Genomic DNA, 25,119 nt, shown 5'->3' on the forward strand with positions numbered 1-25,119 from the left:
GCCGACGCCGTCCTGGCCGCGGCCCTGATCACCGCGCGCAGCGCCACCGCCGCCGCGGCCGGCTTCGTCACCACGCACCGGGGCGCGGTCGGCGGCGCGGCCCGGACCCGGCTGGCGGAGGCGCAACGACTGCTCGCCCCGGACGCGGGTCCCTCGGCAGAGGACTGCCTGCGGGCCGACGCCGTGGCTCACCAGGCCCGCGAGCTCGCCGAGAGCGACGTACGCACCCATGGGAACCCGTACGCCGGATCGCCGCGGCAGGCGGACGGCACCGGTGGTGCCGTCCTCGGCGGGATCCTCCTGGGCGGGCGCCCCGACGGAGGCCCGCCCGCGAGCTTCGGCGGGCCCGCGACCCGTGCGAGGCGGGGCCTCAGAACAGACTGAGCAGCGCCTCGGCCGGGTCCGTGAGGCTCGTCTGGCCGTTGGGGAGGGGGAGTTCGAACCACACCGTCTTGCCGCGGGGCGTACGGCGGGAGCCCCACGCCGCACTCAGCAGGCCGACGAGCTGGAGGCCGCGACCGCCCTCGTCCGTGTCCCGGGCGCGGCGGCGGCGGGGCTGGACGAGTCCGGCGTCCCAGACCTCGCAGACCATCGTGCGGTCGAGCAGCAGCCGGAGCCTGATCTCGCCCTCGCCGTAGCGCAGAGCGTTGGTCACCAGCTCGCTGACCAGGAGCTCCGCCGTTTCGACCAGGGGCTCCAGACCCCAGCTCAGAAGCTGGCCGCGGGCGTACTCGCGCGCCCGGCCCACGCTGCGGGGCTCACGCGGCAGGGTCCAGTCGCCGACGGACTCGGTCGGCAGGCCCTGGACACGTGCCATCAGCAACGCGATGTCGTCCTCGCCGTGGTGCGTGTCGAGGGTGTTGAGGACGTGGTCGCAGACGTCCTCCAGGGGCTGCGAGGGATCCGTCAGCGCGCCGACGAAGGCCTGCAGGCCCTCGTCCAGCGGGTGGTCGCGGGATTCGACCAGTCCATCGGTGTAGAGCGCGAGGAGGGCGCCTTCCGGCAGTTCGACCTCGACCTCCTCGAACGGCTCGCCGCCGACGCCGAGCGGCATCCCGGGCGGCACGTCGAGCATCAGCGCGCTCTCGCCGGGCTCCACCAGCACCGGTGGCAGGTGGCCCGCGTTGGCGAAGGTGCAGCGGCGCGTGACCGAGTCGTAGACCGCGTACACACAGGTCGCGAGGTAGACCTCGGAAAGGTCGGCGTCCCGCTGCGACTGGCGGCCGGCGGTGCGGGTGGCCTGCTGGATGCCGCCGGGCGTGCCGAGGCCGCGGGCGATCTCATCCAATGCCGAGAGCACCTCGGCCGGTTCGAGGTCGAGCAGTGCCAGGGTCCGTACCGCTGTGCGGAGTTCGCCCATGGCGACGGCGGCGCGCAGGCCGCGGCCCATCACGTCGCCGACGACCAACGCCGTGCGGTGACCGGGGAGTTCTATGACGTCGAACCAGTCGCCGCCCACCTCGGTCGCGGCGTTTCCGGGGAGGTAGCGGCAGGCGATGTCGAGGCCGGAGGCCTCCGGGTCGCCGGGGGGCAGAAGGGATCGCTGCAGTATCAGGGCGCGTTCGTGCTCACGGCGGTACAGGCGCGCGTTGTCGATGCAGACCGCGGCGCGCGCGGCGAGTTCGACGGCCAGCGCGCGGTCGCGTTCGTCGAACGGCTCGCTGCCCTTCGTACGCGAGAACTGGACGATGCCGACGACGGTGTCGTGCGCGACCATCGGCACGGCGAGCGTGGACTGGATGAGGCCGCCGTCCTCCCCGGGGACGGACTGCGGGCGGCCGGTGCGCAGGGCGTCCGCGCAGGGCGAGTTGAAGGCGAAGTGGTGGACGGCGCCGACGTTCACCGGCTCGGGGCCGCTGAGGAAGGGCGCGTCGGCGACGGCGCTCGCGAAGGCGACCCGGCGCAGCTCGGCGCTGCCGTCGGCGAGCCCGGGCGGGGTCTCGTCGCCGGCGAGAAGCCCCTGGTAGAGGTCGACGGAGGCGAGGTCGCAGAAGCCGGGGACGGCCACGTCGAGGAGTTCGCGGGCCGTGGTCTCCAGGTCGAGCGAGTTGCCGATGCGCGCGCCGGCCTCGTTGAGGAGGGCGAGATTGCGCCGGGCGGCGGCGGCCTCGCGCGCGGCCGCGCGGCGTGAGGTGATGTCGGTACCCAGCCAGGCGATACCGATCGGCCGGCCCGAACCGCTCTGTACGCGATAGAGGTTGACGGACCAGTTGCGGCGCTCGGAGGAGCCGGGCACGGTGCCCGAGACCAGCATGTCGGTGACGGAGTTGCCGGTCTCCAGGACGCGGCGCAGGGTCGCGGAGACACGGTCGGCCTCACCCTGCGGCAGATAGTCCCTGACGGTGCGCCCACGGTGGTCGTCGACCGTGCCGCCGAAGACCAGGGCGAACCGCTCGTTGGCACGGCGGACCTTCAGTTCTGTGTCAATCAGCAGAAAACCGAACGGGGATTGACCAAAAATCGCCTGCGAAGCAGCGAGATCCGTCTCGATCTGACGCAACGTGCGGACGTCCACGACGATACAGAGGGCGGCTCGCTCGCCCTCCTGCGTACGCGTCGGCATGACGTAGACCTCGGCGAGTCCCTCGGTGCCCTTGCCCAACCCCTCGGGGTCGGGCATCTGGAAGGGGACCACACCGGTCCACTCCCGGCCGTCGAGGATCTCGGCCATCTTCCGCTGCCCCTGCGCGCGTAGATCCGCGGCGACGAAGGCCTCGATCGGGTCCATTCCCACGGCCCGCTCGGCGGGGATGCCGAAGACCTGCTCGGCCCGCAGACTCCACTGCTCGACAAGGCCGTCGGGGCCGATCGAGAACGAGGCGACCTTGATGTAGTCGTAAATCGATCCGGGCGGACTGCTCTGCCATGTCACGTCGCCCGGCGCCTCCACGGCACCATAAGCTGCCACATCGGCCCATGCGCCGCCCGCCGGGTCCGCGGACTCCGTGGACTCCGTCGTCTCCGTGGCCTTCGCTGGTATCTCGCTCACGCGAACCGTCCCCTCCAGCTCACCGCGTCCGGCACCGGTCACCGGGGGCGGCTGCCCGCAGTATCCAGCACTACGGTGCCGCACAACACGGTGTTCACGATCACAGCACGGTCCCGATGCTTTTTGGACCGGCCGCGACAAACACTCCCAGTCTTCTAACCAGGGCGCACCCCGTCGAATCACAGAGTCCCCTCGGCCCTCACGACCAACTCGCCCCGGCGTGTCCGTAAGTGGCTCCCGTTCAGTACGGCGGGCCCAGTTCGAACCACACCGTCTTACCCGTCTCGCCGGGTCGGGTACCCCAGCGCCGCGAGGAGGACGCCACGAGTTGGAGTCCGCGTCCGCCCTCGTCCTCGGGGTGCGCGACCCGTTCGAGGGGCGGGTTCGGCAGCGGGTCCGAGACTTCCACCAGCAAGGCGCCGAGCGGTTCCGAAGGCCGTACGAGACGTACGCCGATGGGGCCCGTGGCATGCCGCAGGGCATTGGTGACCAGTTCGCTGACCAGCAGCGCGGTCACGTCGCAGAGGGAGTCGAGCCCCCAGGTGCGCAACTGGCTCCGGACGACGGTGCGGGCGGTCCGTACGGCAGTGGGATCCGCGGGGAAGGTCCACTCGGCGCTGTCGCCTTCGGTGTGGATCACGCAGATCACTCCCGAGCCAGAAGCGGACCTTGTCCGGTTTCATGGGGCTAATGGGCACATACCCGATATTCCGGGTGCAGTACCGCGCACGGGAGCGCACCGCGGCACATACGGCGTACGACGCGCACACCCCAGGTACCACATGCGCCCCACGCGCCCGAGGGTCCCACGTACGGTGGGTGTCGCGCATCTCACAAGGCCAACTGGGGTGCGGGAGCCCTCCGGTGTGGCAGAGCTCAGGTGTCCCAGGCCCTGCGCGCGACCTCCATCACGGCCGGTACGTCCTGATCCAGCCAGTCCACGTCCCAGATCTCGTCCGCCGTCAGCCAGCGCAGCTCGTCGTGGTCCTCAAGGGGTTTCGGGCCCCCCGAGTCGGGGAGCAGACGGGCGGTCCACACATGGAGGGTGTACGGGGACTTCAGGGGCCACTCCCCCGGGATCCGCGCGAGCGGCTCCGCCTCTACGCCGAGTTCTTCGCGCAGTTCACGCACGAGGGCCCGCTCGGGGGCTTCGCCGGGTTCGACCTTGCCGCCGGGCAGTTCCCAGCGCCCGGCCAACTCCGGGGGCGCGCTCCGGCGCGCGGCGAGGAGTCGCCCCTCGCTCAACACGGCGGCTCCGACCACCACGATCCGTTCCGTCATGCGCCGGAGCCTACGGGAGCCGCAGGAGCACCATCACTGGATCCCGTTCTGCCCGTTCTGCCCGATTCGCTCGATCCAGTAGAGCTGCTTGTGGCCCCGCTCCCCGAGACTGTCCGCGATCTTCTGGGCCTCGGCCCTGGTCGCGTACCTGCCGACGCGGTAGCGGTTGCCGTTGTCGTCCTGCCGGACGACGAGCCAGGGAAGTGTGATCGTGCCGTCATTCATCGCACCCCTCCGCTTCCCGTCCCCGGTTGGCGCCGCACCCCGCTGGCTAAGGAAACCGCAATCCGCATATGCCCGAGCCTACGCCTAACCTTCACGCAGCGAATACGGCTTTTCACAAAGAGGCACGCAACCAGCCACGACGCAGGGGGCGCACACTCGCGTATGCGCCCCCTCACCCAACTGATGGCAGAGGCTCGCCTGGCGGCGGCGCAGCCGTGTGGGTCCGACCCGTTTCTTCCGCCCCCGCCGCCCCTACCCGTCCCATCCTTCTGGGGCTCCGCCCCAGACCCCGTTCCCGGGGGCCGGCCCCCGGACCCCCGCTCCTCAAACTCCCCCAGCTACCGCTGGGAGGTGCCCCCAGAGGGGCTGAATTTACGCGGAGGTCTGGGGGCGCAGCCCCCAGGGATGGGACGGGTAGGGGCGGCGGGGGCGAGTCCCAGGGCGTTGCGGGTTATCTCACCGGCAAGTGGTAGGCGATCCGGTAGCGGTCCGCCGGTACGACCACGTCCGCCGTTTCCACCGGGCGCCCGGACGCGTAGAACGTGCGCTGGATGACAAGCACCACGTGCCCCGGGACACCCCCCAGCGCGGCCAACTCCTCGGCGAGGCCGGGCCGCGCGCCCACCTCCTCCGTGACGTTGTCCACGATCACGTCGATGGCCGCCATGCGTTCGACCACGCCCATGCCGCCGAGAGGGCCTTCCTCGGGGAGCATCACCGGCGTACGACCCGTGACGGCGAGGGGCTCCCAGGACGTGGAGAGCATCATCGTCTCGCCCGCGTCCCGGAACACGTACCTCGTGCACATCACGCGGTCGCCCGGCTGGACGCCGAGCCGCTCGGCGATCGCACCGGCCGCCTCGGCCTGCCGGCTGTGCGACTCCCAGGTGCCGCGCACCTCGGCCTCGGCCTGCTCCTGACGGAACGGGGTCGCGCCGCTCTCCGGCCGGTACCCGGAGCGGGCGACCCGACGGGGTACGGGCCGCTCGCGCACGTATGTGCCGGACCCCGAGCGCCCCTCGACCAGCCCCTCCGCCATCAGCACCTTGCGGGCCTCCAGGGCGACCGTGTCCGAAACCCCGTACTCCTGGCGGATCCTGGCCTGGGACGGGAGCCGGGTGTGCGGTGGCAGCAAGCCGTCGACGATCTTCTTGCGGAGATCACCCGCGACGCGGAGGTACGCCGGCTGCTCACCGAAAGTCACTGGCCGCTCCCATCAGGTTGTACAGACAGCAACAGCGTGGCAACCCTGGGTTGTGACAGGCAAGCAAAGGCCAGAGAATCACTCGAAGTGATGACATCGGCCCGCAGTGGGCTTTACGCAGGCACTTTCTCCCCGGTATGGCCGCCGTCACACCTCGGCGCCGCCACCCCCGCTGCCGCCACCACTGTCACCACCGTCCTCGTAGGAGTCCGGCGGGTCGGTGGCGAGGCCCAGAGCCTTGCGCGCGGTGACCGTCACCTTGGGGTCGATCAGGTCCGCGCCCTTGTCGTAGTGCTCGTAGTAGACGTCCGCGTCAGGGGCCTTGGCCGCCTTCGCCCACTCCTTCTGGGACGCCTCGATCTTCTGGACGAGCGCGGCGACCGGCTCCCGCGCGTCGGCGGACCATTCGTGGTCGCGGAGCATCCCGGCCTGCTGGGTGAGGGCGCTGGAGACCCGGGTCGCCCACTGCTTGTGACCGGGCAGGTCGTCCTCGACGTACTCCTCGTCGGGCGCCGTGTCCATCGCCTCGTTGAGGACGTTGGCCGCCTTCAGATACACGAGCTGGTCGGCGTCCAGCGTGGTCGCGTCACGGCGCAGCGAGCCGGTCAGGCTGCCCTTCTCGTCCGTGTTGCCGAACAGGCAGCTGATCTCGCGGTCGCCCAGGCTCCAACTCTCCCGGGTCGGGGTGAAGTAGTAGATGTCGACGTTGTCCGGCACCGCCCAGGAGTCCATCGCGTAGGCGTACTGGAGCGTGTAGCACTTGTCGTCGGCGGCCCGGGTGACGGCGGCGTCGCCGGGGTAACTGCCCGCCGCCATCTTGAAGTTCGCGAAGACCTCACCGTCGTGTTTGCCCTCGCACGGCACGGTGTCGACGTCGTACGCCATGCCCTCCAGCGAGCCGTCGGTGGTGTCGAAGCACTCGCCCTTGTCCACGGTGAAGGCCGCGCCGTTCTCCCGCGCGTCCTGCGCCCCCTCCTTGAAGCCCTCCCAGAAGTCGCCCGTGGCGCCGGTGACCAGCCCCAGCACGAGGAACGCGGCGCCGACCCCGGAAAGGATCATCCCGGCGAGCGCCATACCCTTGCCGCGCTCACCCTTCTTCTTGATCTGCGCCAGCGCGACCCAGCCGAGGACCAGCCCGAAGAGCGGCAGGAAGCAGAGGATGCCGAGCACGAGCGCGGCGATCGCGAAGCCGTTGACGGGCGTCGGGCGGTTGTACGGGGAGTAGCCCTGGCCCCAGGGCTGATAGCCGTACGGGCCCGGTCCCTGCCCCTGGCCGTACGGGCCCGGTCCTTGGCCCTGGCCGTACGGGCTCTGCGCCTGGCCCTGGCCGTACGGCCCTTGGCCCTGCCCCTCTCCCTGGCCCTGGCCCTGGCCGGGGTACGCGCCGTACGGGCCCTGCGGCGGGTACGGCCCGCCTTGGGGCTGCTGTGGCCCAGGGGGCGGGGGTGTGTCCACTAGTACCGTGCTCCTCGTCCAAGTGGTTCAAGAACTGACGTACGACAGGGCGCATCGTAAGCGCGGTGCGGTGGGGGGCGGAATGCAAGTGACGAACCGGGCGATACGGGCTGTCAACGAGCTGACGACCCGGTGGGCCGGGGCGTCATCCGGCGGCACGGTCTTCTCGGCGGCCGGGGTGTGGCCGCTCCTCGCCCTCCTGGCGGACGGAGCGGCGGGCCCGGCACGTACGGAGCTCGCGGAGGCGGTGGACCTGCCGGCCGGAGAAGCGGCAGCCGCGGGGCGGGAGTTGCTGAGTGCGATGGACGGGATGCGGGGGCTGGACTCGGCCGTCGGACTGTGGACCAAGCGGACGCTGGAACTGCGGGAGGAGTGGGAGGCGGGGCTGCCGACGGCGGTGCACGGGGTGCTCACGGGTCGCGAGGAGACCGACAGGGAAGCCCTGGACGCCTGGGCGGCCAAGCGGACCGGCGGCCTGATCGAGCGGATGCCCGTACCCCTGACCGACCGGACCGAGATGGTTCTCGCGAGCGCGCTCGCCCTGCGCACCGAATGGTTCCGCCCGTTCCAGGAGTACCCCGTCCGGCCGCACAGCGGGCCGTGGCAGAAGCGGACGCTGCTGGGTCTGCGCCGCTCGACCCGTCTGCTGGACCGGGTCGGGGTCGCGGACACCCCGTACGGGGCCGTCACCGAGCTGAAGGTGCTGGGCAATACCGGCATCGACGTCCACCTTCTGCTCGGCGAGGAGCGGATGAGCCCCGGGCAGGTGCTGGGCGCCGGCGTGGACGTGCTGGGCCTGCGCCATGCGGTCGTCCCGGGACACGAACTGCCGTACGGCGAGGCGGGCCCCGGCCTCCGGGTGGAGAAGGAGCGCTGCGTGACGCCTCAGCCGCCGTCCCTGGACGTCACCACCGTCGCCTTCGACCTGTCCGCCGACCACGATCTGCTGCACCTGCACGGCCTGTTCGGCCTCACCACGGCGCGGGACGACTCGCAGGGACACTTCCCGGGCATCAGCGACCAGCCCCTGTGCGTGGGGTCTGCCCAGCAGTCCACCACGGCCACGTTCGGCGCCCTCGGCTTCCGGGCGGCGTCCGTGACGGCGCTCGCCGCCGCACCCGGGGGCGGGATACCCGAGCTGCGTTACACGACCACCACGATCGACGCCACGTTCGATCGCCCCTTCGGCTTCCTCGCCCTGAACCGCTCCTCGGGCCTCGTGCTCGCGGCGGGCTGGGTCACCGACCCGAAGCCGTACCGCGAGGACGACGACCGCCGCTCGCCTTCACGGACGTGACACAGCGGCGTGTGCCAGTCATGACACAACGCCACCAATCGACCCCTCTAGTCTGCGTACATGACTCCACTGCCGGATCGCTTCTGCCCGAGGGACGGCACGCGTGTCCCCATGGACTCGCTCGCCTGGTGCTGCCCGGCCTGTCGCGGCCCGCTCGACCTCGACTTCGCTCCGACCCCGGCTTCCCTCAAGTCCCTTGTGGGCCGGGTGAATTCACTGTGGCGGTACGCCGAGTGCCTGCCCCTGGCCACGCCGTCGGTGTCACTCGGCGAGGGTCGTACACCGCTGATCCCCCTGAATGACGGCGTTTCGGCCAAACTGGACTTCCTGATGCCGACGCTCTCGTTCAAGGATCGCGGGGCGGTGATGCTGGCCGAGCTGGCGCTGCGACTGAGCCCGCGCCGGGTCGTCGCGGACAGCAGCGGCAACGCGGGCACGGCGATCGCCGCGTACTGCGCCCGCGCACAACTGCCCTGCACGGTATATGTTCCTGACGGTACGTCAGCCAAGAAGCTGGAGCAGATCGGAGCACACGGGGCCCGGCTCGAAGTGGTCCCCGGCGACCGGGAGGCTGCCGCGCGGGCGGCCCGGGCGGCGGCGGACGAGGAGGGCACGTTCTACGCCAGCCATGTCTTCAACCCGTACTTCCTGCACGGCACGAAGACCTACGTCCACGAACTCTGGGAGGACCTCGGCGGACGGCTTCCCGAGGTGCTCGTCGTGCCCGTCGGCAACGGAACGCTGCTGCTGGGCGCCGCTCTCGCGGTGGCCGAGCTGTACGCGGCGGGACTGATTGACCGGCGGCCCGCGCTGTACGCGGTCCAGTCCGCCGCGGTGGCGCCCCTCGCCCACGCCTGGGAAGAGGGCGCGGACGACCTCGTCGGGGTCACGCCGATGGCCCCCACCGTCGCGGAGGGCATCGCCATCCCGAGCCCGCCGCGCGCCCGGCAGATCCTGCGGGCGGTCCGCGAGTCCGGGGGCGCCTTCCTCACGGTGACCGAGGACCAGATCCGGCACGCCCAGCGGGACTTGGCCTCGCGCGGGCTGTACGTCGAGTCGACGGGGGTCGCCTGCTGGGCGGCCGTCAGGGAGGGCGTGCCGGGGAACCGTACGGCTGTCGTGCCGCTGTGCGGAGCGGGACTGAAGACGGGACTCGCGCGGGCGGAAGAGGAATCGTCGGGCCCTTGACGCGGGCTTCAACCGAAGCGGTGCAGCAGCCGCCGGTACAGGCCGGGAGCGGCACCGCGTACGCGACCGGGCAGATGGAGCCAGGACGGTACGTAGGCGTCCTCGCGTCCGTGCCGGACGGCATCCCAGACGACGTCGGCCACCTCGCCGGCCGGGACGGGGCACGGCCAGGAGCGCTGGTAGGGGGCGCCACGCCGCTCGAAGAACGGCGTGTCCACGGCCGCCGGCACGACATGCGTCACTCCGGTGCCGGTGCCGCGCAGCTCCTGCCGCAGCGCCTCGGCGAAGGCGGCGACGGCGGCCTTGGCGGCCGAGTACACCGCTTCCTCCCGTACACCCACCATCCCCGCGACCGATCCGATGAGCACGACGCGTCCGCGGCCGGCCGCCACCATGGAGGGCAGCACCGCCCGTACCAGGTGGAGCGTCGCGTTCAGGTCCACGGACAGCAGCCGGTCGATGGCCGTGTGCGGCATGGACACAAAGGGCCCGGCCCAGCCGATCCCCGCCCCGGCTACCAGCAGGTCGATCTGTCCGGCCATGCCGAGCGCGGACTCGGCCAGCAGGCGAGGACCGTCCGGAGCGGCGAGGTCGGCGGGCAGAATCCTGGCCGTCGTACCGGCGGCCGTCTTCTCCAGCCCGTCCCGGTCCCGGCCGCTGAGCAACAGCTGCCACTCACCCTTGCCCCGGCCCGCGCCGTCCCCCTCGGCGAAGCGTCGCGCGATCGCGGCACCGATTCCCGAGGACGCGCCCGTCACCAGCGCCACCCGCGGGCCGCCGCGCCGGACCGGCGCCTGCCTCCTCACCACCCTCGCGGGGCGGGGCGGGGCCGCCGGGCGAGGATCACCGGGTCTCGCCTCAGCGTTGTAGGTGGAGCCGGACTGCGTCATCGCCTGTCTCCCTGCGCTTCGGTCTACGTCGCCCCCGTTCCCCTACCCGGCGCCGGACCGTCGGCGGTGCGCAGATGCGCAGTCACCCGTGTCCGCGCGCAGGAAACCACCCTTCAGCAGCGTCCGGTACCGCTGACTGGCGGTACTCCCCGCGGGTTTACCGGGATACGAAGGGGACCCCCCTGTCCCCGAGTTCGTGGCGAGGCGATGATGCGTCTCCTGCTCGTCCACCCCAGCGCCCTGATGTACTCCGAGATCTTTCTGAGACTGGAGCCGCTCGGTCTCGAACGAGTGGCGGGCGCCGCGCGCGACGCGGGTCACGAGGTCCGTGTCGTGGACCTTCAAGTGCTCGACCGGTCCCTGCTGATGAGGGAACTGAGGTCCTTCCGGCCGGAGGCTCTCGGGATCTCCCTGAACTACCTGGCGAACATCCCGGAGGCCATCGACCTGGCGGCGCAGGCGAAGCAGACCGTCCCCGGCTGTTTCGTCTTCTTCGGCGGCCACAGTGTCTCCTTCGTCGCCGAGGACGTGCTGGAACAGGCGGGCGGCTCGGTGGACGCGGTGGTGCGCGGCGAGGGCGAGCCGGTGATCGCGCCGCTGCTGGAGGCGATCGGTGACGGAGCCGTGGACGAGGTTCCCGGGCTCGTCACCGCGAGCGGCCGGGGGCCGGCGCCCCGGATGCTCGAGAGCATCGACGCCCCGCTGCCCGCACGGGACTTGATGCGCAACCGCCGCCGGTACTTCATCGGCGAACTCGACCCGTGCGCCTCGGTCGAATTCACCCGCGGCTGCCCGTGGGACTGCTCGTTCTGCTCCGCGTGGACGTTCTACGGCCGCAGCTACCGCAAGGCGTCCCCCCAGGCGGCGGCCGACGACCTGGCGAGCATCCGCGAACCCAATGTGTTCATCGTCGACGACGTCGCCTTCATCCGGCCCGAACACGGCGACGCCATCGCCGCCGAGGTGGAACGCCGGGGCATCCGCAAGCAGTACTACCTGGAGACGCGCAGCGATGTGCTCCTGCGGCATCCCGAGGTCTTCGAGCGCTGGTCACGGCTGGGGCTGCGCTACATGTTCCTCGGGATGGAGGCCATCGACGCGGAGGGGCTCGACCTGTTCCGCAAGAGGATCAGTCCCGACGAGAACTTCCGGGCCCTGGAGGTGGCCCGGAAGCTGGGCATCAAGGTGGCGATCAACCTGATCGTCGACCCCGCCTGGGACATGGAGCGCTTCCGGATCGTGCGCGAATTCGCGCTGTCCGTACCGGAGATCGTCCACTTCACCGTGATGACGCCCTATCCCGGTACGGAGATCTGGCACACCGAGTCGCGACGGCTCACCACCCGGGACTACCGCCTCTTCGACATCCAGCACGCCGTGGTCCCCACCGCGCTGCCGTTGGACCAGTTCTACCGGGAGCTCGTCCGCACCCAGGCCGTCATCAACCGCAAGCACCTGGGAGTGCGTACCGCCTTCGGCGCGGCCCGCGCCCTGGGCCGCAACCTGCTGCACGGGCAGACCAATTTCGCCCGCATGCTGTGGAAGTTCAACCAGGTCTACAACCCGCGCCGGCAGCTCGCCGACCACCAGCGCCCCGTCCGCTTCGAGCTGCCGGAGCGCCGGCCCGTCGATGTCGGTGACCGCCGTCTCCTGTACGTCCACCACCGGGGACCGACGCACACGCGCAACCCGGGAGCCACCGACTGACGGCCTCGACTTCCAGCCGTCGCCCGACACGCAGCGTGCCGCGAAGGAGCAGGACCCGGAATGCCGATCGCCGTCCTCGCCGCGCTCGCCGCGGGTGCCTGCTTCGCCGTCGCCGGGGTGCTGCAACAGCGGGCGGCCAGCGCACGGCCGGACACCGAGTCGCTCTCCTTCCGTCTGTTGTTCCGGCTGGCCCGGGAGCCCCTGTGGCTCACCGGGATCGGCCTGGCGGTACTGGCGTACGGCTTCCAGTCCCTCGCCCTGGCCTTCGGCCCGCTGAGCCTGGTGCAACCGCTGATCGTCGCCGAGTTGATCTTCGCCGTGCCGCTGTCCGCGCGACTGCACCGCATGCGGCTGGGCGCCCAGGCCTGGCTCGGCACCCTCGCGGTGGCCGCGGGGCTGGCACTCGCCCTGGTATCGGCCCGTCCGCACGGTGGTGACCCGGACGCGCCGGATCTCGTGTCCTGGCTCCTGGTCCTGGGCGCGACCGGAGCGCTGGTCGCCTGCGCGCTGACGGCCGCGAGAGCGCTGCACGGTCCCTGGCGTGCCTCGGCCGTGGCGCTGGCCGCCGGAGCGGTCATGGGCACCCAGTCGGTCCTCCTGGCCACGACGGTCGACCGGCTCAAGCAGGGCCTGGGCGCGACACTCTCCACCTGGCAGACGTACGCCCTCGTCGTCGCGAGTGCGGGCGGGCTGCTGCTCATCCAGAGCGCCTTCCAGCAGGGGCCGCTGGCCGCCGGCATGACCGTGATCGACGCGACCGAGCCGGCGGTCGCCATCACGGTCGGCACCACGCTCTTCGGCGAGACGATCCACTCCGGCTGGCCGGTCACCGGCTTCACCGTGCTCGGACTTGTGATGGTGACCGCGGGAATCGTGAGCCTGGACTCCTCCCCACAGATCGCCGCACTCCACCGAATGGAGCGCGACACGGGCCGGGCGCCCGACGAACCTCGACCGTGATCCCCGCTCCCGTCCACCCGCTCCCGTCCACCCGCTCCCGTTCCCTCAGGCCGCGTGCGCGCCGTGCCGCGACATCGACGGACCGCGCCAGACGGGGAGCAGATCCTCGGCGAGGACCTGGTCCCAGGAAGGATGCTCGTTGCGGGCCGTTTCGGCCGCGCGGCGGGCCACCGCCCGGAGCTGTCGGGGCCGGTCCATCAGTGTGCCGAGCGCCTCCGACCAGCCCTGTATGTCGTCGCGGCGGACCACGATGCCGTCCTCTCCCGGAGCGGTCAGCCACTGCGTCGTCCGGGCGCCTTCGGGCAGGAACACGGCCAGTCCGCTCGCCATCGCCTCGGCGACGGCGTTGCCTATGGTCTCCGTCCGGGACGGACAGGCGAAGATGTCGCATCCCGCGTACACACGCGCGAGCCGCTCCTGCGGAAGCGAACCGAGCAGGGTGACGTGCTGCCCGAGGACCTGGGCGATCCTGTCCCGTTCCACGCCCGACCCCGCCATCACGGCATGGACGGCTCGCCCCTCCTCACCCATCCGGCGCAGGCTCTCGGCCAGCATCAGCACACGCTTCGAGTCGTCGAGGCGTCCGACGAACAGGACGAGCGGCAGTCCGGCCGGAACTCCGTACTCCTCGGCGAGCCGGGCCCGGGCCGTGGAGTCGGGATGGAATCGCGTGCGGTCGATGCCTCGACGCAGCAGGCGGACCCGGTCCTCGCCCAGCGTGCCGGCGAGTTCGTCGCGCTCCGCCGGTGTGGCGACCAGCACCCGCTCGCAGGTCCCCAGCATTCTGTCCCGGCGCCGCAGCAGCCAGGCGCTCACACGGTCCGCCGTACCCTCCGTGACGAGGCGGCCGGCAGGCCGGACGGCAGCGGGCATGCGGTCGGGCAGGTGCCGGAGGTGCGCGGCGGCCAGCGCGGGAACGTCGGTGTGCACCGAGGCGACGAGCCGCGGCTGCCGCGCCCTCCTCGATCGAGACTCTCGCCGCGCCACGCGCCGGGCCAGCCGGCCGGCGGTCGAGGCGAACGCGAAGCTGTGCGTCATGTGCCATACGTCGTGGCGCGGCAGCAGCGCGGCGAGCCGGGGGTGGTACGGAGCCAGGTCCGAGACATCCGTTCCGTCATCGGCCGGAAGCACGGCCGCCGTGCTGAACACCGGGCGGAGGGTGACGAGCCGAACCCACGGCGACAGGCGCTCGATGCCTTCCCGCTCGCCCAGCAGGTAGACGGTCAGATCGACTCCGGGGCCGCCGAGCCCGAGGCCGTCCGTGCCGGGTTCCCGGTGGCGGGCCGCGGTCTCGGCGAAGCGCTCCCAGCACTTGACATGACCGCCGGCCGCACCGCTCCGCATCAGCTCGACCAGGACCGCGACCGAGGGCACGTCCTCCCGCCGGGGAGGGTCGAGCGGCGAGGAAGAGGCGTCGTGCATGGCGCCACGAGTACCCCACCGCTCTCTCTTCGATACGGGTCGCAGGACTCCGAGTCTCAGGACTCCGAGCCCGGGACCGGCTTGCAGGGGCCGGTACTCGCGCGGGTGCAGATCAGCGGTCGCAGCAGCACGTGCCGGGGAGGGGCGTCGGGTGCCTTCAGCCAAGACACGCCTCGCCCGCGGCGGCGGCGTCGTCGCAGAGATACGTCCTGCCGGTGAGCCCCAGCTCCGTCACGCCCCGGACGAACCCTTCCTGCCCCAGGTGCGCGGACTGGTATCCGGACCGGAAGAGGTGTTCCGACCGGTCGACGAAGGCGATCGTGCGGTGCCCCAGATCGGCGAGGTGCCGCACGCAGTCGCGCGCGAGCGCCGCGAAGTCCAGGTTCACGGCTCCGCGGTGGCGCCCGGTCACTGCAGCGCGTGTACGGCCGCGGCGAAGACCGGTGGCATCCAGGAGGCCGCCGGCACGACCAGGCCGGACGCGCGCGGCCGGCAGCTGACCCGGACGAGCGCCTCGGTCATCAGGCGATGCCGGCGGGACAGCCGCCGCCACGCCCTCTCGTAGCCCTGCGCTCGCCCCGTGCGCAGGCACCGCACCGCCACCTCGGCCGACGCCAGCGCGAGCGCGATGCCCTCGCCGGTGAGGGCGTCGATGTACCCGGCCGCGTCACCGACGAGCAGAACGCGGCCGGCCACCCTGCCGCGCACGCGCTGCCGCAGGGGTCCGGCGCCGCGTACGAGGTTCACCGGCGTCCCGCCGCGGAGGCGGGACGCCAGGTCGGGGAAGCGGTCCAGGTGGGTGCCGTAGGCGCATCTCGCCGTGCTGAGTACGGCGACCCCGACGAGGTCGTCCGCGACTGGTGTCACATAGGCCTCGCCGCAGCGCGACCAGTACACCTCGACGAAGTCCGACCACGGCGGTACGCGGTAGTGCCGCCGCAGGCCGTAGCGGCGGGGCCGGCGGTCCCGCAGGTCCAGGCCGAGGGCCCGGCGGACGGGAGAGTGCAGGCCGTCCGCCGCGACGAGCCACCGGGCCGTCAGTCCCGCGGCGGTCACCGCGTCCGGGGCCTGCCGTACGTCGCCGACCTTGCCGGGCAGGACGCGGACACCGAGTTCGGCGGCTCGCCGGGCCAGCGCGGCGTGCAGCACGGTACGGCGAACGCCCAGGCCGGTGCCGTCACGGAAGTCGGCCTGCGCCTGGTGCGGACCGTCCACATAGCGAATGCCGCGCAGCGCACGGCCGGTGGGTTCGACGCCGAGGGCGCGCAGGGACCGTACGCCCCTCGGCATGACTCCTTCGCCGCACGCCTTGTCCACCGGCCCGGGGCGCGGCTCGATCACGACGGCCTCCATCCCCGCCCGGGCGGCGTGGATCGCCGTGGCCAGCCCGGCCGGCCCGCCGCCCGCCACCAGGAGGTCGATCACGGTGCGGCTCGTTCGGCGTCAGCGGCCCGGCCGGTCGCCGTGCCGTCCGTCCGGCTGTCGTGCGGCGTGGAGTCGCCCCCGGTCGTGAGCCGTTGCCGGCGGATCCCGGCGCCCTGCGCGGGGTGCGCCGCCGCGTCGCCCGCACCGAGCGCCGGGGCGAGCGCCGCTTCCTCACAGCGGATGCGTACGGTGAGCAGCGCGGCGTTGAGCAGCGTGAAGAGCGCGGCGGTCAGCCAGGCCCCGTGCACCAGCGGCAGCGCGATGCCTTCGGCGACCACCGCCACGTAGTTGGGGTGGCGCAGCCATCGGTACGGGCCTCCGGCCACCAGAGGCAGGCCGGGCACGACCAGCACGCGGGTGTTCCAGCGCGGCCCCAGCGTGCGCACGCACCACCAGCGCAAGGCCTGAGCCGCGATGACCGCGGCCGCCATGGTCCAGCCGAGCGCGGGGTGGAACGGCCGGGCCGCCGCCCACACTTCGACCAGGCAGCCGGCCAGCAGACCGGTGTGAAGGGCCACCATCACGGGGTAGTGCCCTCGCCCGGACTCGACCGCGCCGCGAGCCCGGCTCCAGCGCGCGTTGCGGCGGGCCACCATGAGCTCGGCGACGCGTTCCACGCCGACGGCCAGCACCAGCAGGGCGTACCACATCAATGTTTCTCTCCCCTTTTCACCAGCGCAGCAGGACGAGTTCGGTGCAGAATCCCGGCCCCATGGCGAGCAGCACCCCGGGAGTGCCCGGCGGCGGTCTGCGCCCGGCGGCCAGGGTGTCGCGCAGCACGTGCAGCACGGAGGCCGACGAGAGATTGCCGGCCTCCGCGAGCGAGCGACGGCTCATGTCGAGGGCGTCGTCCGGCAGTTCGAGCGCCTCCGCGACCGCCTCCAGCACCTTCGGACCGCCGGCGTGGCTCACCCAGGCCGTCACATCGCGCCGCTTGAGGCCGTGGTCGGCGAGAAAGTCGTCGACGTCGTCCGCGAGGGTCTTGCGCACCACGTCGGGCACGCTCGGGTCGAGTACGACGCGGAAGCCCGAGCCGGTGATGTCCCAGCCCAACAGCCGCTCGGTGTCGGGATAGAGGCGACTTCGGCTCGCCACCACCGTCGGTCCGGAGGCGGTTGCCGTATGCCGTCGGGCACCGCAGGCGACGACGGCGGCGGCGCCGTCGCCGAACAGGGCGGTGGCGATCAGGTTCGCCGGTGACGCGTCGGTGCGCTGGAAGGTCAGCGAGCACAGTTCCACCGAGAGCAGCACGGCGACATGGTCGGGGCGGCCCAGCAGATAGTCGTGCAGACGGCCGATCCCGGCCGCCCCGGCGACGCACCCCAGACCGAAGAGGGGCAGTCGTTTGACGTCGGGCCGCAGCCCGAGCCGCCCGGCCAGCCGAGCGTCCACGGAGGGTGCGGCGATACCGGTCACCGAGGTGAACATGAGCAGGTCGACATCGCGTGGCGCCAGGCCCGCCTCACGCAGTGCCTCCGCGACCGCCTCCGCACCGAGTTCCACGGCCGCGGCGATGAAGGTGTCGTTGATCGTGCCGAAATCACCGAGGTCGCCGTACCGGTCCAGCGGAAGCACCGTGTGGCGGGTGCGCACCTGGGCGCTGTGGTGCAGGCGGTCGAGCGCGCGCCGGTCGGCGCCGGCGGGCAGGCAGGTGCGGGCGACCATGTCGGTGATCTCGCGCTGGCTGTGCCGGTGCGGCGCCACGACTCCGTGAACAGCTGCGATCCGGGTCATCAAGGCTCCAGTCCGTGGCATCGGGTTCCCCCATGCCTGCCCCCGCATCGTGTCGACGTACCACCTGATTTCTGCACAAACACCTACCATCAGGCGGATGGACGCCACCGAACAGGCCGCCGCCCACGACCAGCACACCGGCGCCCGCGGGTTCCTCTTCCTCGGCGGGATGCTGATGGCGTGTCATCCGGTCCCGGCGGCGGCCGTCACCCTGCTGGTCACGGCACTGTCGGTGACCTCCGGGCAGGACGGGCGCGGCTGTCTGCTGGTGGCCGCGGCGGTGCTGTCCGGTCAGTTGTCGGTGGGATGGTGCAACGACGCGGTCGACGCCCGGCGTGACCGCGCCGGCGGGCGGTTCGACAAACCGGTGGTGTCCGGCGTGGTGGACGCGGGGACCGTACGGGCCGCGGCCTTCGTGGCCTTGGGCCTCAGCGTGCCCCTGTCACTGGCCTGCGGTCCGCTCGCCGGCTCCGTCCATCTCGCCGGTGTCGGCGCCGCATGGGCGTACAACCTGGGGATGAAGGCGACGGCGCTGTCCTGGCTGCCGTACGCGGTCGGGTTCGCCGCACTTCCCGGCTTCGTCGCGCTGGGCCTGCCGGGCAGCCCGTGGCCGGCCTGGTGGGTGCTCACCTCGGGGGCGCTGCTGGGCGTGGGGGCGCATCTGGGCAATGTGCTGCCCGACATCGCCTCCGACCTGGCCACCGGAGTGCGCGGCTGGCCACAGCGGCTGGGGCCGGCAAGGGTGCGGCTGCTGCTGCCGGTTCCGCTGGTGGCGGCTTCCGCCGTACTGACGCTCGGCCGCCCCGGACCGGCCGATGCGGCCGGCCTGGCGGCCCTGACGGTGACCGCACTGACGGCCGCGGGCGGTACGGCGGCCGGAGGCCGCCGACCCCGGGTGCCGTTCATCACCTCGATCGCAGTAGCGGGCATCGATGTGACGATGCTGGTCTTGCAGGGCGCCACGATCACATGACAACGCCACTCCCGCAGGGGCGCACCCCTTCAGGGGCGCGGGGCTCTGACATATGCGGCTCCGCCGCGCGGGCGCGACCAGCCACAACCGACCCGCAGCCGAATGCGAACCGCGGGGGTCTGGGGGCGCAGCCCCTAACGACCGCCGATGCCCGCGCTCCGCGCGCAGAGCGCGGCCTGCACCCGGTTGCCCACCTCGAGCGCCGACAGGATGCGGCTGACATGGGCCTTCACCGTGCTCTCGCGCATCCCGAGCCCGGTGGCGATCTCCGCGTTGGACGCCCCGTCGGCAAGGAGCTTCAGGACGTCCTTCTCACGTGGCGTCAGCTTGTCGATGAGGGAGCGCGCATGGCCCGTCGCCTGGCCGGCGGTCGCGTAGTGGCGGTCGATGAGGCGGCGGGCGGCGGCCGGGTGCAACATGGCCTGGCCGTCCGCCACGATCCGTACGGCGCGGACGATCTCGCCGGGATCGGTGTCCTTCAGCAAGAAGCCGGACGCCCCCGCGGCCAGCGCGTCATAGACGTACTGGTCGAGATCAAAGGTGGTCAGGACAATGACCTGGGGCGGCTCTGACAGCGCACGCAAAAGCCGGGTGGCGCTGATGCCGTCCATCCCCGGCATACGGATGTCCATCAGGACCACGTCCGGCCGCCGTGTCCGCGCGAGTTCGACCGCCTCGGCGCCGTCGCCCGCCTGGGCCACCACCGCGAGGGCCGGGTCCCGGTCGAGGATGTCGGCGAGGGCGAGCCGGACCAGGTGGTCGTCGTCCACGATCAGTACGCGGAGCGTGCCACCCGCACCGCCTTCCGCCGCACCGCCTTGCGCACCGTCATCCGCACCGCCGTCCGCGTGCGTCATGCCCTTCACCTTGTCGCGCCTTTCCCCTCGGCTCCCGCCTCGTCCACGCCTCGTCCGGCGCGGGCCGTCCTTCCCGCCCGGCTCATGCGGCCCCGGCGTGCGACGAGTCGGCATGGGAGGGACCGGCGCCCACCGGTATCTCGGCGGTCACCCGCCAGCCACCCGCGCCCGACGGTCCGAACTCCAGCCTGCCGCCCAGGGCGTTGACCCGCTCGGTCAGTCCGATCAGTCCGAAGCCGCTGGCCACCGGAGCGCTGCCGGACGAGGTCCCCGGCCGATTGCGCACCACGACCGTCGACTTGGGAGGCCCGTAGCTCACCGCGACCTCGACGAGGGCACCGGGCGCGTGCTTACGGGCGTTCGTCAGCGCTTCCTGCACGACACGGTGGATCGCGAGCCGGTGACTGGTGGAGACGGCGGTCGCCTCGCCCGAGATGACCGCCTCGACGCGCTGCCTCGCGCCTCGCGCCTCGTCCAGCAGGGCCGGCAGGTCCTCCGGCCGGGCCCCCGTCGCCCGGACCTCGTCGGCGTCGGTCGCCCGCAGGGCACCCAGCACCTCGCGCAGGTCCGCCAGCGCCTCGGTGGAGGTGCGGCGCAGCATCCCGACCCGTTCCACGACGGGCTCCGGCAGTTCCTCGGCCCGGCCCTGGAGGGCACCGGTGTGCAGCGCCAGGACGGTCAGGCGGTGGGCCAGCACGTCGTGCATCTCGGCGGCGATCCGCGTCCGCTCCCCCAGTCTCGCCTGCTCGGCGCGCAGTTCACGTTCGACCCGCAGGTGCTGGACCTGCTCGTCGAGTGAGACGACCAGACGCCGGCGGCTGCCCGCCCACAGCCCCAGCAAGAGCACCACCGCGGGAAGCAGGAGCGGCCCGTAGGTACGGGTGGTCCACAGGCTGGCGGCCGGCTGGATCACCAGGCTTCCCGCCAGGGCCGCCGCCGCACACAGCGCCCCCACGCCGCCCCGGCCCCGCTGGGCCAGGTGGAACAGCACGACGAGCAACGGCCACACCGTGCCGAACGCGGCGGCGGTGACCACGCTGCACGCCGCGACCCACCACGGCCACCGGCCGCGCAGCGGGAGCGCGAGGCTGCTCGCGGCGACCAGGGCCGCCGCCGGAGTGCGCAGCGTGCCCCCGGCGCCGATGTAGGCCTCCTGCACCGACAGCACGCCCACCGCGCCGACGAGCGCCGCCTCGGCCCACCACGGCCAGCCCCGCTTCGCCTTCGCTTTCCCCGAGTTCGCCTCCACGTCCACGAGCATAGACAGCGGGCCGGCCTGCGAAGTCCGGCAGTCGGGCGACCCCGACCCCCTACTTTCGTCGGGGCAGGCCGTCGCCGCACGGCCGATGGACCGCCGTCCGCCGCTCCCTAGCGTCAAGGCCATGGACCTGACGCACGCTCCCAGCAAGTCCCCCGCGGACCTCGAACTCCCGTACCAGCCCGGACGGTTGGCATTTCTGCGTGAGGCCGCTCACACCTTCAGGACCACCGGAGCGGTCGCGCCCAGCAGCCGACCGCTGGCCGCCCGGCTGGCGGCCCCGCTGGCCCTGGCCCGCGCCGAGCTCGGCGGTCCGGTGTCCGTACTGGAGGTCGGCGCGGGCACCGGCCCGGTCACCCGGACACTCGCGGGCCGCCTCGGGCCGGCCGACCGCCTCGACGTGGTGGAGATCAACCCGCGGTTCGTGGACCTGATGCACCGGGCGCTGCGTACCGACCCGGCCATGTCGGCCGCGTCCGACCGGATCCGGATCATCGCCGAGTCCATCACAGACGCCGAACTGGGCGGCCGCTACGACGTGATCGTCTCCTGCCTGCCGTTCGCCAACTTCGAACCGCACGTGGTCCGTACGATCCTGGACCGCTACCTCTCCGTCCTGGCGCCGGGCGGGCACCTGACGTACTTCGCGTACCTCGGGACCCAGGTGACGCGCGCCTTGGTGGCCGATCGCGCCGAGGCGGCCCGGCAGCGGGAAGTGGCCGCCGTGCTGGACGGTTTCACCGCCCGGTACGGCGTCGGCGACAGCCTCGTACTGCGCAACCTGCCGCCCGCCCGGGTCCGGCATCTGCGCGCACCCGGACCGCAGGGCCGGACGGAGGCACGGGGGTGCTGACCGCCGTGGCGGGGCCGGCCCGCCCGGCGTTGTCCGCGGGGGCACTGCCGAGTCTGCCGGGCCCGGCGGACTGCTGACGGGCCTGGATCCCTCCGCCGCGTACGGCGCCGTACTGGGCCTGGTGATGCCGGGTCGCGTCGCCCCCTAGCCCTGCGGAGGGGGTGGGCATGACAGGAAACGATCAATTCCTGCGGCGACGTCCTTGGCCGTAGGGGCCGCGACGGTCGTGGGGGCGCCACGCTTCCTCGTCGGGATCGCGTTCTCCAGTCCCTGGCCTTCCCCCAGCCGCGGCGACTTCTTCCCCGTCGGTGACCTTCGCCAGCTGCGAGACGAGAGGATCAGGAGCCTCGTCCTCGTAACGCTTACGCCCGCCCAGCGGGCCGGCGGCAGGCGGCTTGAGGGCGAGGCCGGACTCCGCGGAGAGACGGCATGACCTACCGGGTGAGGTGTCGGTCTAGGGCCGGTTCATCCGGCCAGGCCGTTGTCGGCCAGCCACTGGGGATCCGGCGTCACCGTCTGCAGCACCTCCACCAACATCCCGTCCGGCGCGGCGACCTGGAACCGGCGCTGTCCCCACGGCTCGGTCACCAGCGGCATGACCACCTCGAGCCCGGCCGCGCTCAGCCGCTCGAACTCGGCATCCACGTCGGCGACCAGGAACGCCAGCAAGGTGCCGACCACCGCCTTGCCGCGGGTCGCCTGCGGCCATGACTCGTGATCCCGCTGGACGAAGTCCAGGCTCACGTTGGGGTGTTGGGCGTGCTGCGTGTTCACGTACCACCCGAGGTCGATGCCGACCTTGAACCCGAAGTGCTCGGCGTACCACGCCGCGCTCCTGCCCGGGTTCTCCGCCGCTAACGCCATCCCCATCAAACTGAACTGCATGCGTACCTCTCTCAGTGTCTGGCACGAACAGGAGCGATCTCGGTTATTCAGCCACAGGTGACAAGGGAGCGGTGGAACTTCTCAGATCCTGTACGTATTCAGCGTCGGCGGCGGATCGGGGCGAATCGGACCGGGAGGCCCGGTACCGCCTGGGCGGCAGCGGCCAGACCGTGTTCGGGCACGACGCCGATCACCGGATAGCCGCCGGTGGTCGGGCAGTCGGCGAGGAAGACCACGGGTTTGCCGTCGGTGGGCACCTGGACGGCGCCCGGCAGTGTGCCCTCGCTGGGCAGTTCGCGGTGCACGGCACGCTCCAGCGTGGGTCCCTCCATGCGCAGCGCGATGCGGTTGCTGTGGGCGGAGACGGAGAAGCGGGCGGTGGCCAGGGTGCGTACCGCGGCCGCGGCGAACCAGTCGTCACGCGGGCCCAGCAGCACCGGCAGTACCAGCTCGCGCGGTGGCTGGTGCCAGTGCACCGTGTCGGCGTGGACGGGCCGGCCCACCGCCGTGCCCAGGGGCAGGGTGTCTCCGTCGCCGAGGCGGGCGGGACCGAGTCCGGAGAGCAGATCGGTGGATCGGCTGCCCAGGACGGGCTCGACCGCGATGCCTCCGCCGATCGCGACATAGCTGCGCAGGCCCGTGGTGGCGGTGCCCACGTCGAGGACGGCGCCGGCGGGCAGGTCCACGGGGCAGGCCCACGCCGCGGGCCTGCCGTCGATGCGGACCGGGGCGGGGGCTCCGGTGACCACGACCGTCACGGGTCGCGTGGCCCTCAGCGCCACCCCGGTCAGTGTCGTCTCCAGGGTGGCCGCATCGGTGGGGTTGCCCACCAGACGGTTGGCCAGGCGGTGGGCGGGCTGGTCGAGGGCGCCGGAGCGGGGCACGCCCACGTGGGCGTGCCCGAACCGTCCCAGGTCCTGGATGGTGGTGAGCGCGCCCGCCCGTACGATCTCGAGCTTGCCGCCGCTCACGTACGCATCCGTTCCGTCGTCACTCCAGCCGACTGGCCGGAGGCAGGGGCGGGGGCGGGGGCGGGGGCGGGGGCGGGGTCCCGGGGGACGAAGCGCACGCGGGTGCCGGGGGTCAGCAGGGCCGCGGGCTCGCGTTCCATGTCCCACAGCGGAACGTCCGTAGTGCCGATCAGTTGCCAGCCCCCCGGCGAGGGGCGCGGATAGATCCCGGTGTACGCGCCCGCGAGGGCCACGGAACCGGCGGGAACCGAGGTGCGCGGAGCGGACCGGCGCGGCACGTGGTACGCCTCGTCCAACCCGGTCATGTAGGCGAAGCCCGGCGCGAATCCGCAGAAGGCCACACGGTGTTCGACACCGCTGTGCCGTCGCACCACCTCGTCCTCCGTCACGCCCCACAGCGCGGCGACATCGCGGAGATCGGTCCCGTTGTAGACGACGGGGATCTCCAGCAGCGGGCCGCTGTCCGCGGTGAGCGCGGGCACGTGCCACCGGCCCAGTTCGGTACGCAGTGTGTCGACCCCGGAGATGGAGCGCAGAAGTATCGTCCGGTCGCCGGGAACGATCTCCGCGATCGGCGCCAGGGTGCCCGCGCCGCGACGGCGCAGGAGTTCGGCGTGCAGCGCCTGCGCCTCCTCCGGTGAGTCCAGGTCGACCAGCAGCGAGTCGTCCCCGACGGGCAGCAGCCTCATGCGAACGCCTCCACGCCGACCCCCGCCCCCCGCAGCGCCGCGAGGACCGTGCGCGCCAGGTCGACCGCGCCGGGAGTGTCGCCGTGCAGGCACAGCGACCTCGCCCGGACGTGCACCGTCTCGCCGTCCGGCGTGGTCGTACGGCCCTGGGTGGCGAGCGTGACCGCGCGCTGGGCGACCTGCTCGGGATCGGTGATCACCGCACCCGGCATGCCGCGCGGAACCAGCGTGCCGGCCGCGGTGTAGGCGCGGTCGACGAACGCTTCGGCGACACCGGGCAGACCTGTCTTCTCAGCCTCGGCGAGCAGGGCGGAACCAGGCAGACACAGCACCGGCAGGACGGGGTCGGCACGCCGGATGCCCGCAACGACGGCGACGGCCTGCTCCTTGTCCGCGACCACCCTGTTGTACAGCGCCCCGTGCGGCTTGACGTAGGCCACCTTCGTTCCGGCGGCCCGGGCGAACACCTCCAACGCGCCGATCTGGTAGGTGATCTCATCGGCGAGCTCGTCCGCGGGGACGTCCATGGCCCGGCGTCCGAAGCCGGCCAGATCCCGGTAGGAGACATGCGCGCCGATCGCGACGCCACGCTCGGCCGCACGGTCGCAGACCCTGCGGATGGTGGCGGGGTCGCCCGCATGGAAGCCGCAGGCGATGTTGGCGCTGCTGACCACGGCCAGCAGCGCCTCGTCGTCGGTGAGGGTCCAGCGGCCGAACCCTTCCGCGAGGTCCGCGTTGAGGTCGACCACGGCGTCGGTCATCACTGCGTTTGTCTCCTTGGGAACCGTTCATTTCCCGCGTGGCGGGTGGCGGGTGGCAGGTGGCGAGGGGCAGGTGGCGGCTGGCGAGTGGCAGG

The 25,119-nt window shown here is 72.3% G+C and carries 23 protein-coding genes and 2 pseudogenes; 7 read left to right on the plus strand and 18 right to left on the minus strand.

Translation table 11 applies throughout. From position 1 onward, the window contains the following. Positions 1-384: pseudogene (locus FE633_RS47205) on the plus strand (hypothetical protein); the annotation flags it as partial. On the opposite strand, the gene FE633_RS16285 reads toward FE633_RS47205, so the two are convergent. The 6 genes from FE633_RS16285 to FE633_RS16315 all read right to left on the minus strand — a co-directional run bounded on the left by FE633_RS16285 (position 371) and on the right by FE633_RS16315 (position 7,154). Further along, positions 371-2,989 (minus strand): SpoIIE family protein phosphatase, encoded by a 2,619-nt coding sequence (locus FE633_RS16285; RefSeq protein ID WP_138045873.1) that lies wholly within the window; start codon positions 2,987-2,989, stop codon positions 371-373. The pseudogene FE633_RS47205 and the gene FE633_RS16285 sit on opposite strands and share 14 nt — an antisense overlap. 241 nt (positions 2,990-3,230) lie before the next feature. Then, complete coding sequence (locus FE633_RS16290; protein ID WP_138045874.1) at positions 3,231-3,638, minus strand: ATP-binding protein; 408 nt, start codon at positions 3,636-3,638, stop codon at positions 3,231-3,233. A gap of 227 nt (positions 3,639-3,865) precedes the next feature. Continuing rightward, entirely contained in the window at positions 3,866-4,270 is a 405-nt protein-coding gene (locus FE633_RS16295) for a (deoxy)nucleoside triphosphate pyrophosphohydrolase (protein WP_138045875.1), read from the minus strand. Positions 4,271-4,303: 33 nt separating this feature from the next. Further along, positions 4,304-4,495: an SPOR domain-containing protein gene (locus tag FE633_RS16300; RefSeq protein ID WP_138045876.1), complete on the minus strand. Its 192-nt coding sequence runs from the start codon at positions 4,493-4,495 to the stop codon at positions 4,304-4,306. A 451-nt stretch (positions 4,496-4,946) separates the two neighbouring features. Next, positions 4,947-5,699, minus strand: a complete 753-nt coding sequence (locus FE633_RS16310; protein WP_138045878.1) for a GntR family transcriptional regulator — start codon at positions 5,697-5,699, stop codon at positions 4,947-4,949. Between the two features lie 147 nt (positions 5,700-5,846). Next, positions 5,847-7,154 carry a DUF4190 domain-containing protein gene (locus tag FE633_RS16315; RefSeq protein ID WP_138045879.1) on the minus strand — a complete coding sequence of 436 codons (1,308 nt, stop codon included), beginning with the start codon at positions 7,152-7,154 and terminating at the stop codon, positions 5,847-5,849. 82 nt (positions 7,155-7,236) lie between these two features. Between FE633_RS16315 and FE633_RS16320 the strand changes: the two genes are divergently transcribed. Beyond that, positions 7,237-8,451, plus strand: coding sequence for a serpin family protein (locus FE633_RS16320; protein WP_138045880.1), 1,215 nt, complete (start codon positions 7,237-7,239; stop codon positions 8,449-8,451). Positions 8,452-8,511: 60 nt separating this feature from the next. Continuing rightward, positions 8,512-9,639: a threonine synthase gene (locus FE633_RS16325; RefSeq protein ID WP_138045881.1), complete on the plus strand. Its 1,128-nt coding sequence runs from the start codon at positions 8,512-8,514 to the stop codon at positions 9,637-9,639. A gap of 8 nt (positions 9,640-9,647) precedes the next feature. Here FE633_RS16325 and FE633_RS16330 read toward each other — a convergent pair whose 3' ends face one another. Next, a complete protein-coding gene (locus FE633_RS16330) occupies positions 9,648-10,529 on the minus strand; it encodes an SDR family NAD(P)-dependent oxidoreductase (RefSeq protein WP_138045882.1) in 882 nt (293 codons plus the stop codon). Positions 10,530-10,739: 210 nt separating this feature from the next. On the opposite strand from FE633_RS16330, the gene hpnR reads away from it, so the two are divergent. Further along, positions 10,740-12,236 (plus strand): hopanoid C-3 methylase HpnR, encoded by a 1,497-nt coding sequence (hpnR, locus tag FE633_RS16335; protein ID WP_138046003.1) that lies wholly within the window; start codon positions 10,740-10,742, stop codon positions 12,234-12,236. 60 nt (positions 12,237-12,296) lie between these two features. Beyond that, a complete protein-coding gene (locus FE633_RS16340) occupies positions 12,297-13,196 on the plus strand; it encodes a DMT family transporter (RefSeq protein ID WP_138045883.1) in 900 nt (299 codons plus the stop codon). Positions 13,197-13,241: 45 nt separating this feature from the next. Here the strand turns inward: FE633_RS16340 and FE633_RS16345 are convergent, their stop codons facing one another. The 5 genes and pseudogenes from FE633_RS16345 to FE633_RS16365 form a co-directional block, all read right to left on the minus strand. Beyond that, on the minus strand, positions 13,242-14,618 hold the full coding sequence (locus FE633_RS16345) for a glycosyltransferase (RefSeq protein WP_246113652.1): 1,377 nt from the start codon (positions 14,616-14,618) through the stop codon (positions 13,242-13,244). A 157-nt stretch (positions 14,619-14,775) separates the two neighbouring features. Then, the gene (locus FE633_RS16350; protein WP_138045884.1) at positions 14,776-15,030 is read right to left on the minus strand and encodes a type 1 periplasmic-binding domain-containing protein; all 255 of its coding nucleotides are present in this window, start codon (positions 15,028-15,030) and stop codon (positions 14,776-14,778) included. Further along, on the minus strand, positions 15,027-16,043 hold the full coding sequence (locus FE633_RS16355; RefSeq protein ID WP_138045885.1) for an NAD(P)/FAD-dependent oxidoreductase: 1,017 nt from the start codon (positions 16,041-16,043) through the stop codon (positions 15,027-15,029). The genes FE633_RS16350 and FE633_RS16355 overlap by 4 nt, the downstream gene beginning before the upstream one ends. 143 nt (positions 16,044-16,186) lie before the next feature. Further along, positions 16,187-16,696: pseudogene (locus FE633_RS16360) on the minus strand (isoprenylcysteine carboxyl methyltransferase family protein); the annotation flags it as partial. A gap of 16 nt (positions 16,697-16,712) precedes the next feature. Further along, the gene (locus FE633_RS16365) at positions 16,713-17,777 is read right to left on the minus strand and encodes a type III polyketide synthase (RefSeq protein WP_138045887.1); all 1,065 of its coding nucleotides are present in this window, start codon (positions 17,775-17,777) and stop codon (positions 16,713-16,715) included. 97 nt (positions 17,778-17,874) lie between these two features. Between FE633_RS16365 and FE633_RS16370 the strand changes: the two genes are divergently transcribed. Next, on the plus strand, positions 17,875-18,750 hold the full coding sequence (locus tag FE633_RS16370) for a UbiA family prenyltransferase (RefSeq protein WP_138045888.1): 876 nt from the start codon (positions 17,875-17,877) through the stop codon (positions 18,748-18,750). Between the two features lie 134 nt (positions 18,751-18,884). On the opposite strand, the gene FE633_RS16375 is transcribed toward FE633_RS16370, so the two are convergent. Continuing rightward, positions 18,885-19,607 (minus strand): response regulator, encoded by a 723-nt coding sequence (locus FE633_RS16375; protein WP_138045889.1) that lies wholly within the window; start codon positions 19,605-19,607, stop codon positions 18,885-18,887. Between the two features lie 82 nt (positions 19,608-19,689). Further along, on the minus strand, positions 19,690-20,856 hold the full coding sequence (locus FE633_RS16380) for a sensor histidine kinase (RefSeq protein ID WP_246113653.1): 1,167 nt from the start codon (positions 20,854-20,856) through the stop codon (positions 19,690-19,692). A gap of 133 nt (positions 20,857-20,989) precedes the next feature. Between FE633_RS16380 and FE633_RS16385 the strand changes: the two genes are divergently transcribed. Continuing rightward, positions 20,990-21,718 carry a class I SAM-dependent methyltransferase gene (locus FE633_RS16385; protein ID WP_138045891.1) on the plus strand — a complete coding sequence of 243 codons (729 nt, stop codon included), beginning with the start codon at positions 20,990-20,992 and terminating at the stop codon, positions 21,716-21,718. Between the two features lie 465 nt (positions 21,719-22,183). Here the strand turns inward: FE633_RS16385 and FE633_RS16390 are convergent, their stop codons facing one another. The 4 genes from FE633_RS16390 to FE633_RS16405 form a co-directional block, all read right to left on the minus strand. Then, positions 22,184-22,603 carry a VOC family protein gene (locus tag FE633_RS16390; RefSeq protein WP_138045892.1) on the minus strand — a complete coding sequence of 140 codons (420 nt, stop codon included), beginning with the start codon at positions 22,601-22,603 and terminating at the stop codon, positions 22,184-22,186. A 98-nt stretch (positions 22,604-22,701) separates the two neighbouring features. After that, on the minus strand, positions 22,702-23,574 hold the full coding sequence (locus tag FE633_RS16395) for a 5-oxoprolinase subunit C family protein (RefSeq protein WP_138045893.1): 873 nt from the start codon (positions 23,572-23,574) through the stop codon (positions 22,702-22,704). Next, positions 23,571-24,263, minus strand: a complete 693-nt coding sequence (locus FE633_RS16400; protein WP_138045894.1) for a 5-oxoprolinase subunit B family protein — start codon at positions 24,261-24,263, stop codon at positions 23,571-23,573. Before FE633_RS16400 ends, FE633_RS16395 begins: the two co-directional genes overlap by 4 nt. Next, positions 24,260-25,024: a LamB/YcsF family protein gene (locus FE633_RS16405; RefSeq protein ID WP_138045895.1), complete on the minus strand. Its 765-nt coding sequence runs from the start codon at positions 25,022-25,024 to the stop codon at positions 24,260-24,262. The genes FE633_RS16400 and FE633_RS16405 overlap by 4 nt, the downstream gene beginning before the upstream one ends. Between the last annotated feature and the right edge of the window lie 95 nt (positions 25,025-25,119).

Source organism: Streptomyces montanus (assembly GCF_005786655.1).
Taxonomy (GTDB): Bacteria; Actinomycetota; Actinomycetes; order Streptomycetales; family Streptomycetaceae; genus Streptomyces; species Streptomyces sporangiiformans.

Coding starts and splice junctions, on each gene's coding strand:
- FE633_RS16295 (WP_138045875.1), bottom strand. CDS start 4,270: ATGACGGAACGGATCGTGGTGGTCGGAGCCGCCGTGTTGAGCGAGGGG.
- FE633_RS16300 (WP_138045876.1), bottom strand. CDS start 4,495: ATGAATGACGGCACGATCACACTTCCCTGGCTCGTCGTCCGGCAGGAC.
- FE633_RS16320 (WP_138045880.1), top strand. CDS start 7,237: ATGCAAGTGACGAACCGGGCGATACGGGCTGTCAACGAGCTGACGACC.
- FE633_RS16325 (WP_138045881.1), top strand. CDS start 8,512: ATGACTCCACTGCCGGATCGCTTCTGCCCGAGGGACGGCACGCGTGTC.
- FE633_RS16330 (WP_138045882.1), bottom strand. CDS start 10,529: ATGACGCAGTCCGGCTCCACCTACAACGCTGAGGCGAGACCCGGTGAT.
- hpnR (WP_138046003.1), top strand. CDS start 10,740: ATGCGTCTCCTGCTCGTCCACCCCAGCGCCCTGATGTACTCCGAGATC.
- FE633_RS16340 (WP_138045883.1), top strand. CDS start 12,297: ATGCCGATCGCCGTCCTCGCCGCGCTCGCCGCGGGTGCCTGCTTCGCC.
- FE633_RS16345 (WP_246113652.1), bottom strand. CDS start 14,618: ATGCACGACGCCTCTTCCTCGCCGCTCGACCCTCCCCGGCGGGAGGAC.
- FE633_RS16365 (WP_138045887.1), bottom strand. CDS start 17,777: ATGACCCGGATCGCAGCTGTTCACGGAGTCGTGGCGCCGCACCGGCAC.
- FE633_RS16370 (WP_138045888.1), top strand. CDS start 17,875: ATGGACGCCACCGAACAGGCCGCCGCCCACGACCAGCACACCGGCGCC.
- FE633_RS16375 (WP_138045889.1), bottom strand. CDS start 19,607: ATGACGCACGCGGACGGCGGTGCGGATGACGGTGCGCAAGGCGGTGCG.
- FE633_RS16385 (WP_138045891.1), top strand. CDS start 20,990: ATGGACCTGACGCACGCTCCCAGCAAGTCCCCCGCGGACCTCGAACTC.
- FE633_RS16390 (WP_138045892.1), bottom strand. CDS start 22,603: ATGCAGTTCAGTTTGATGGGGATGGCGTTAGCGGCGGAGAACCCGGGC.
- FE633_RS16400 (WP_138045894.1), bottom strand. CDS start 24,263: ATGAGGCTGCTGCCCGTCGGGGACGACTCGCTGCTGGTCGACCTGGAC.
- FE633_RS16405 (WP_138045895.1), bottom strand. CDS start 25,024: ATGACCGACGCCGTGGTCGACCTCAACGCGGACCTCGCGGAAGGGTTC.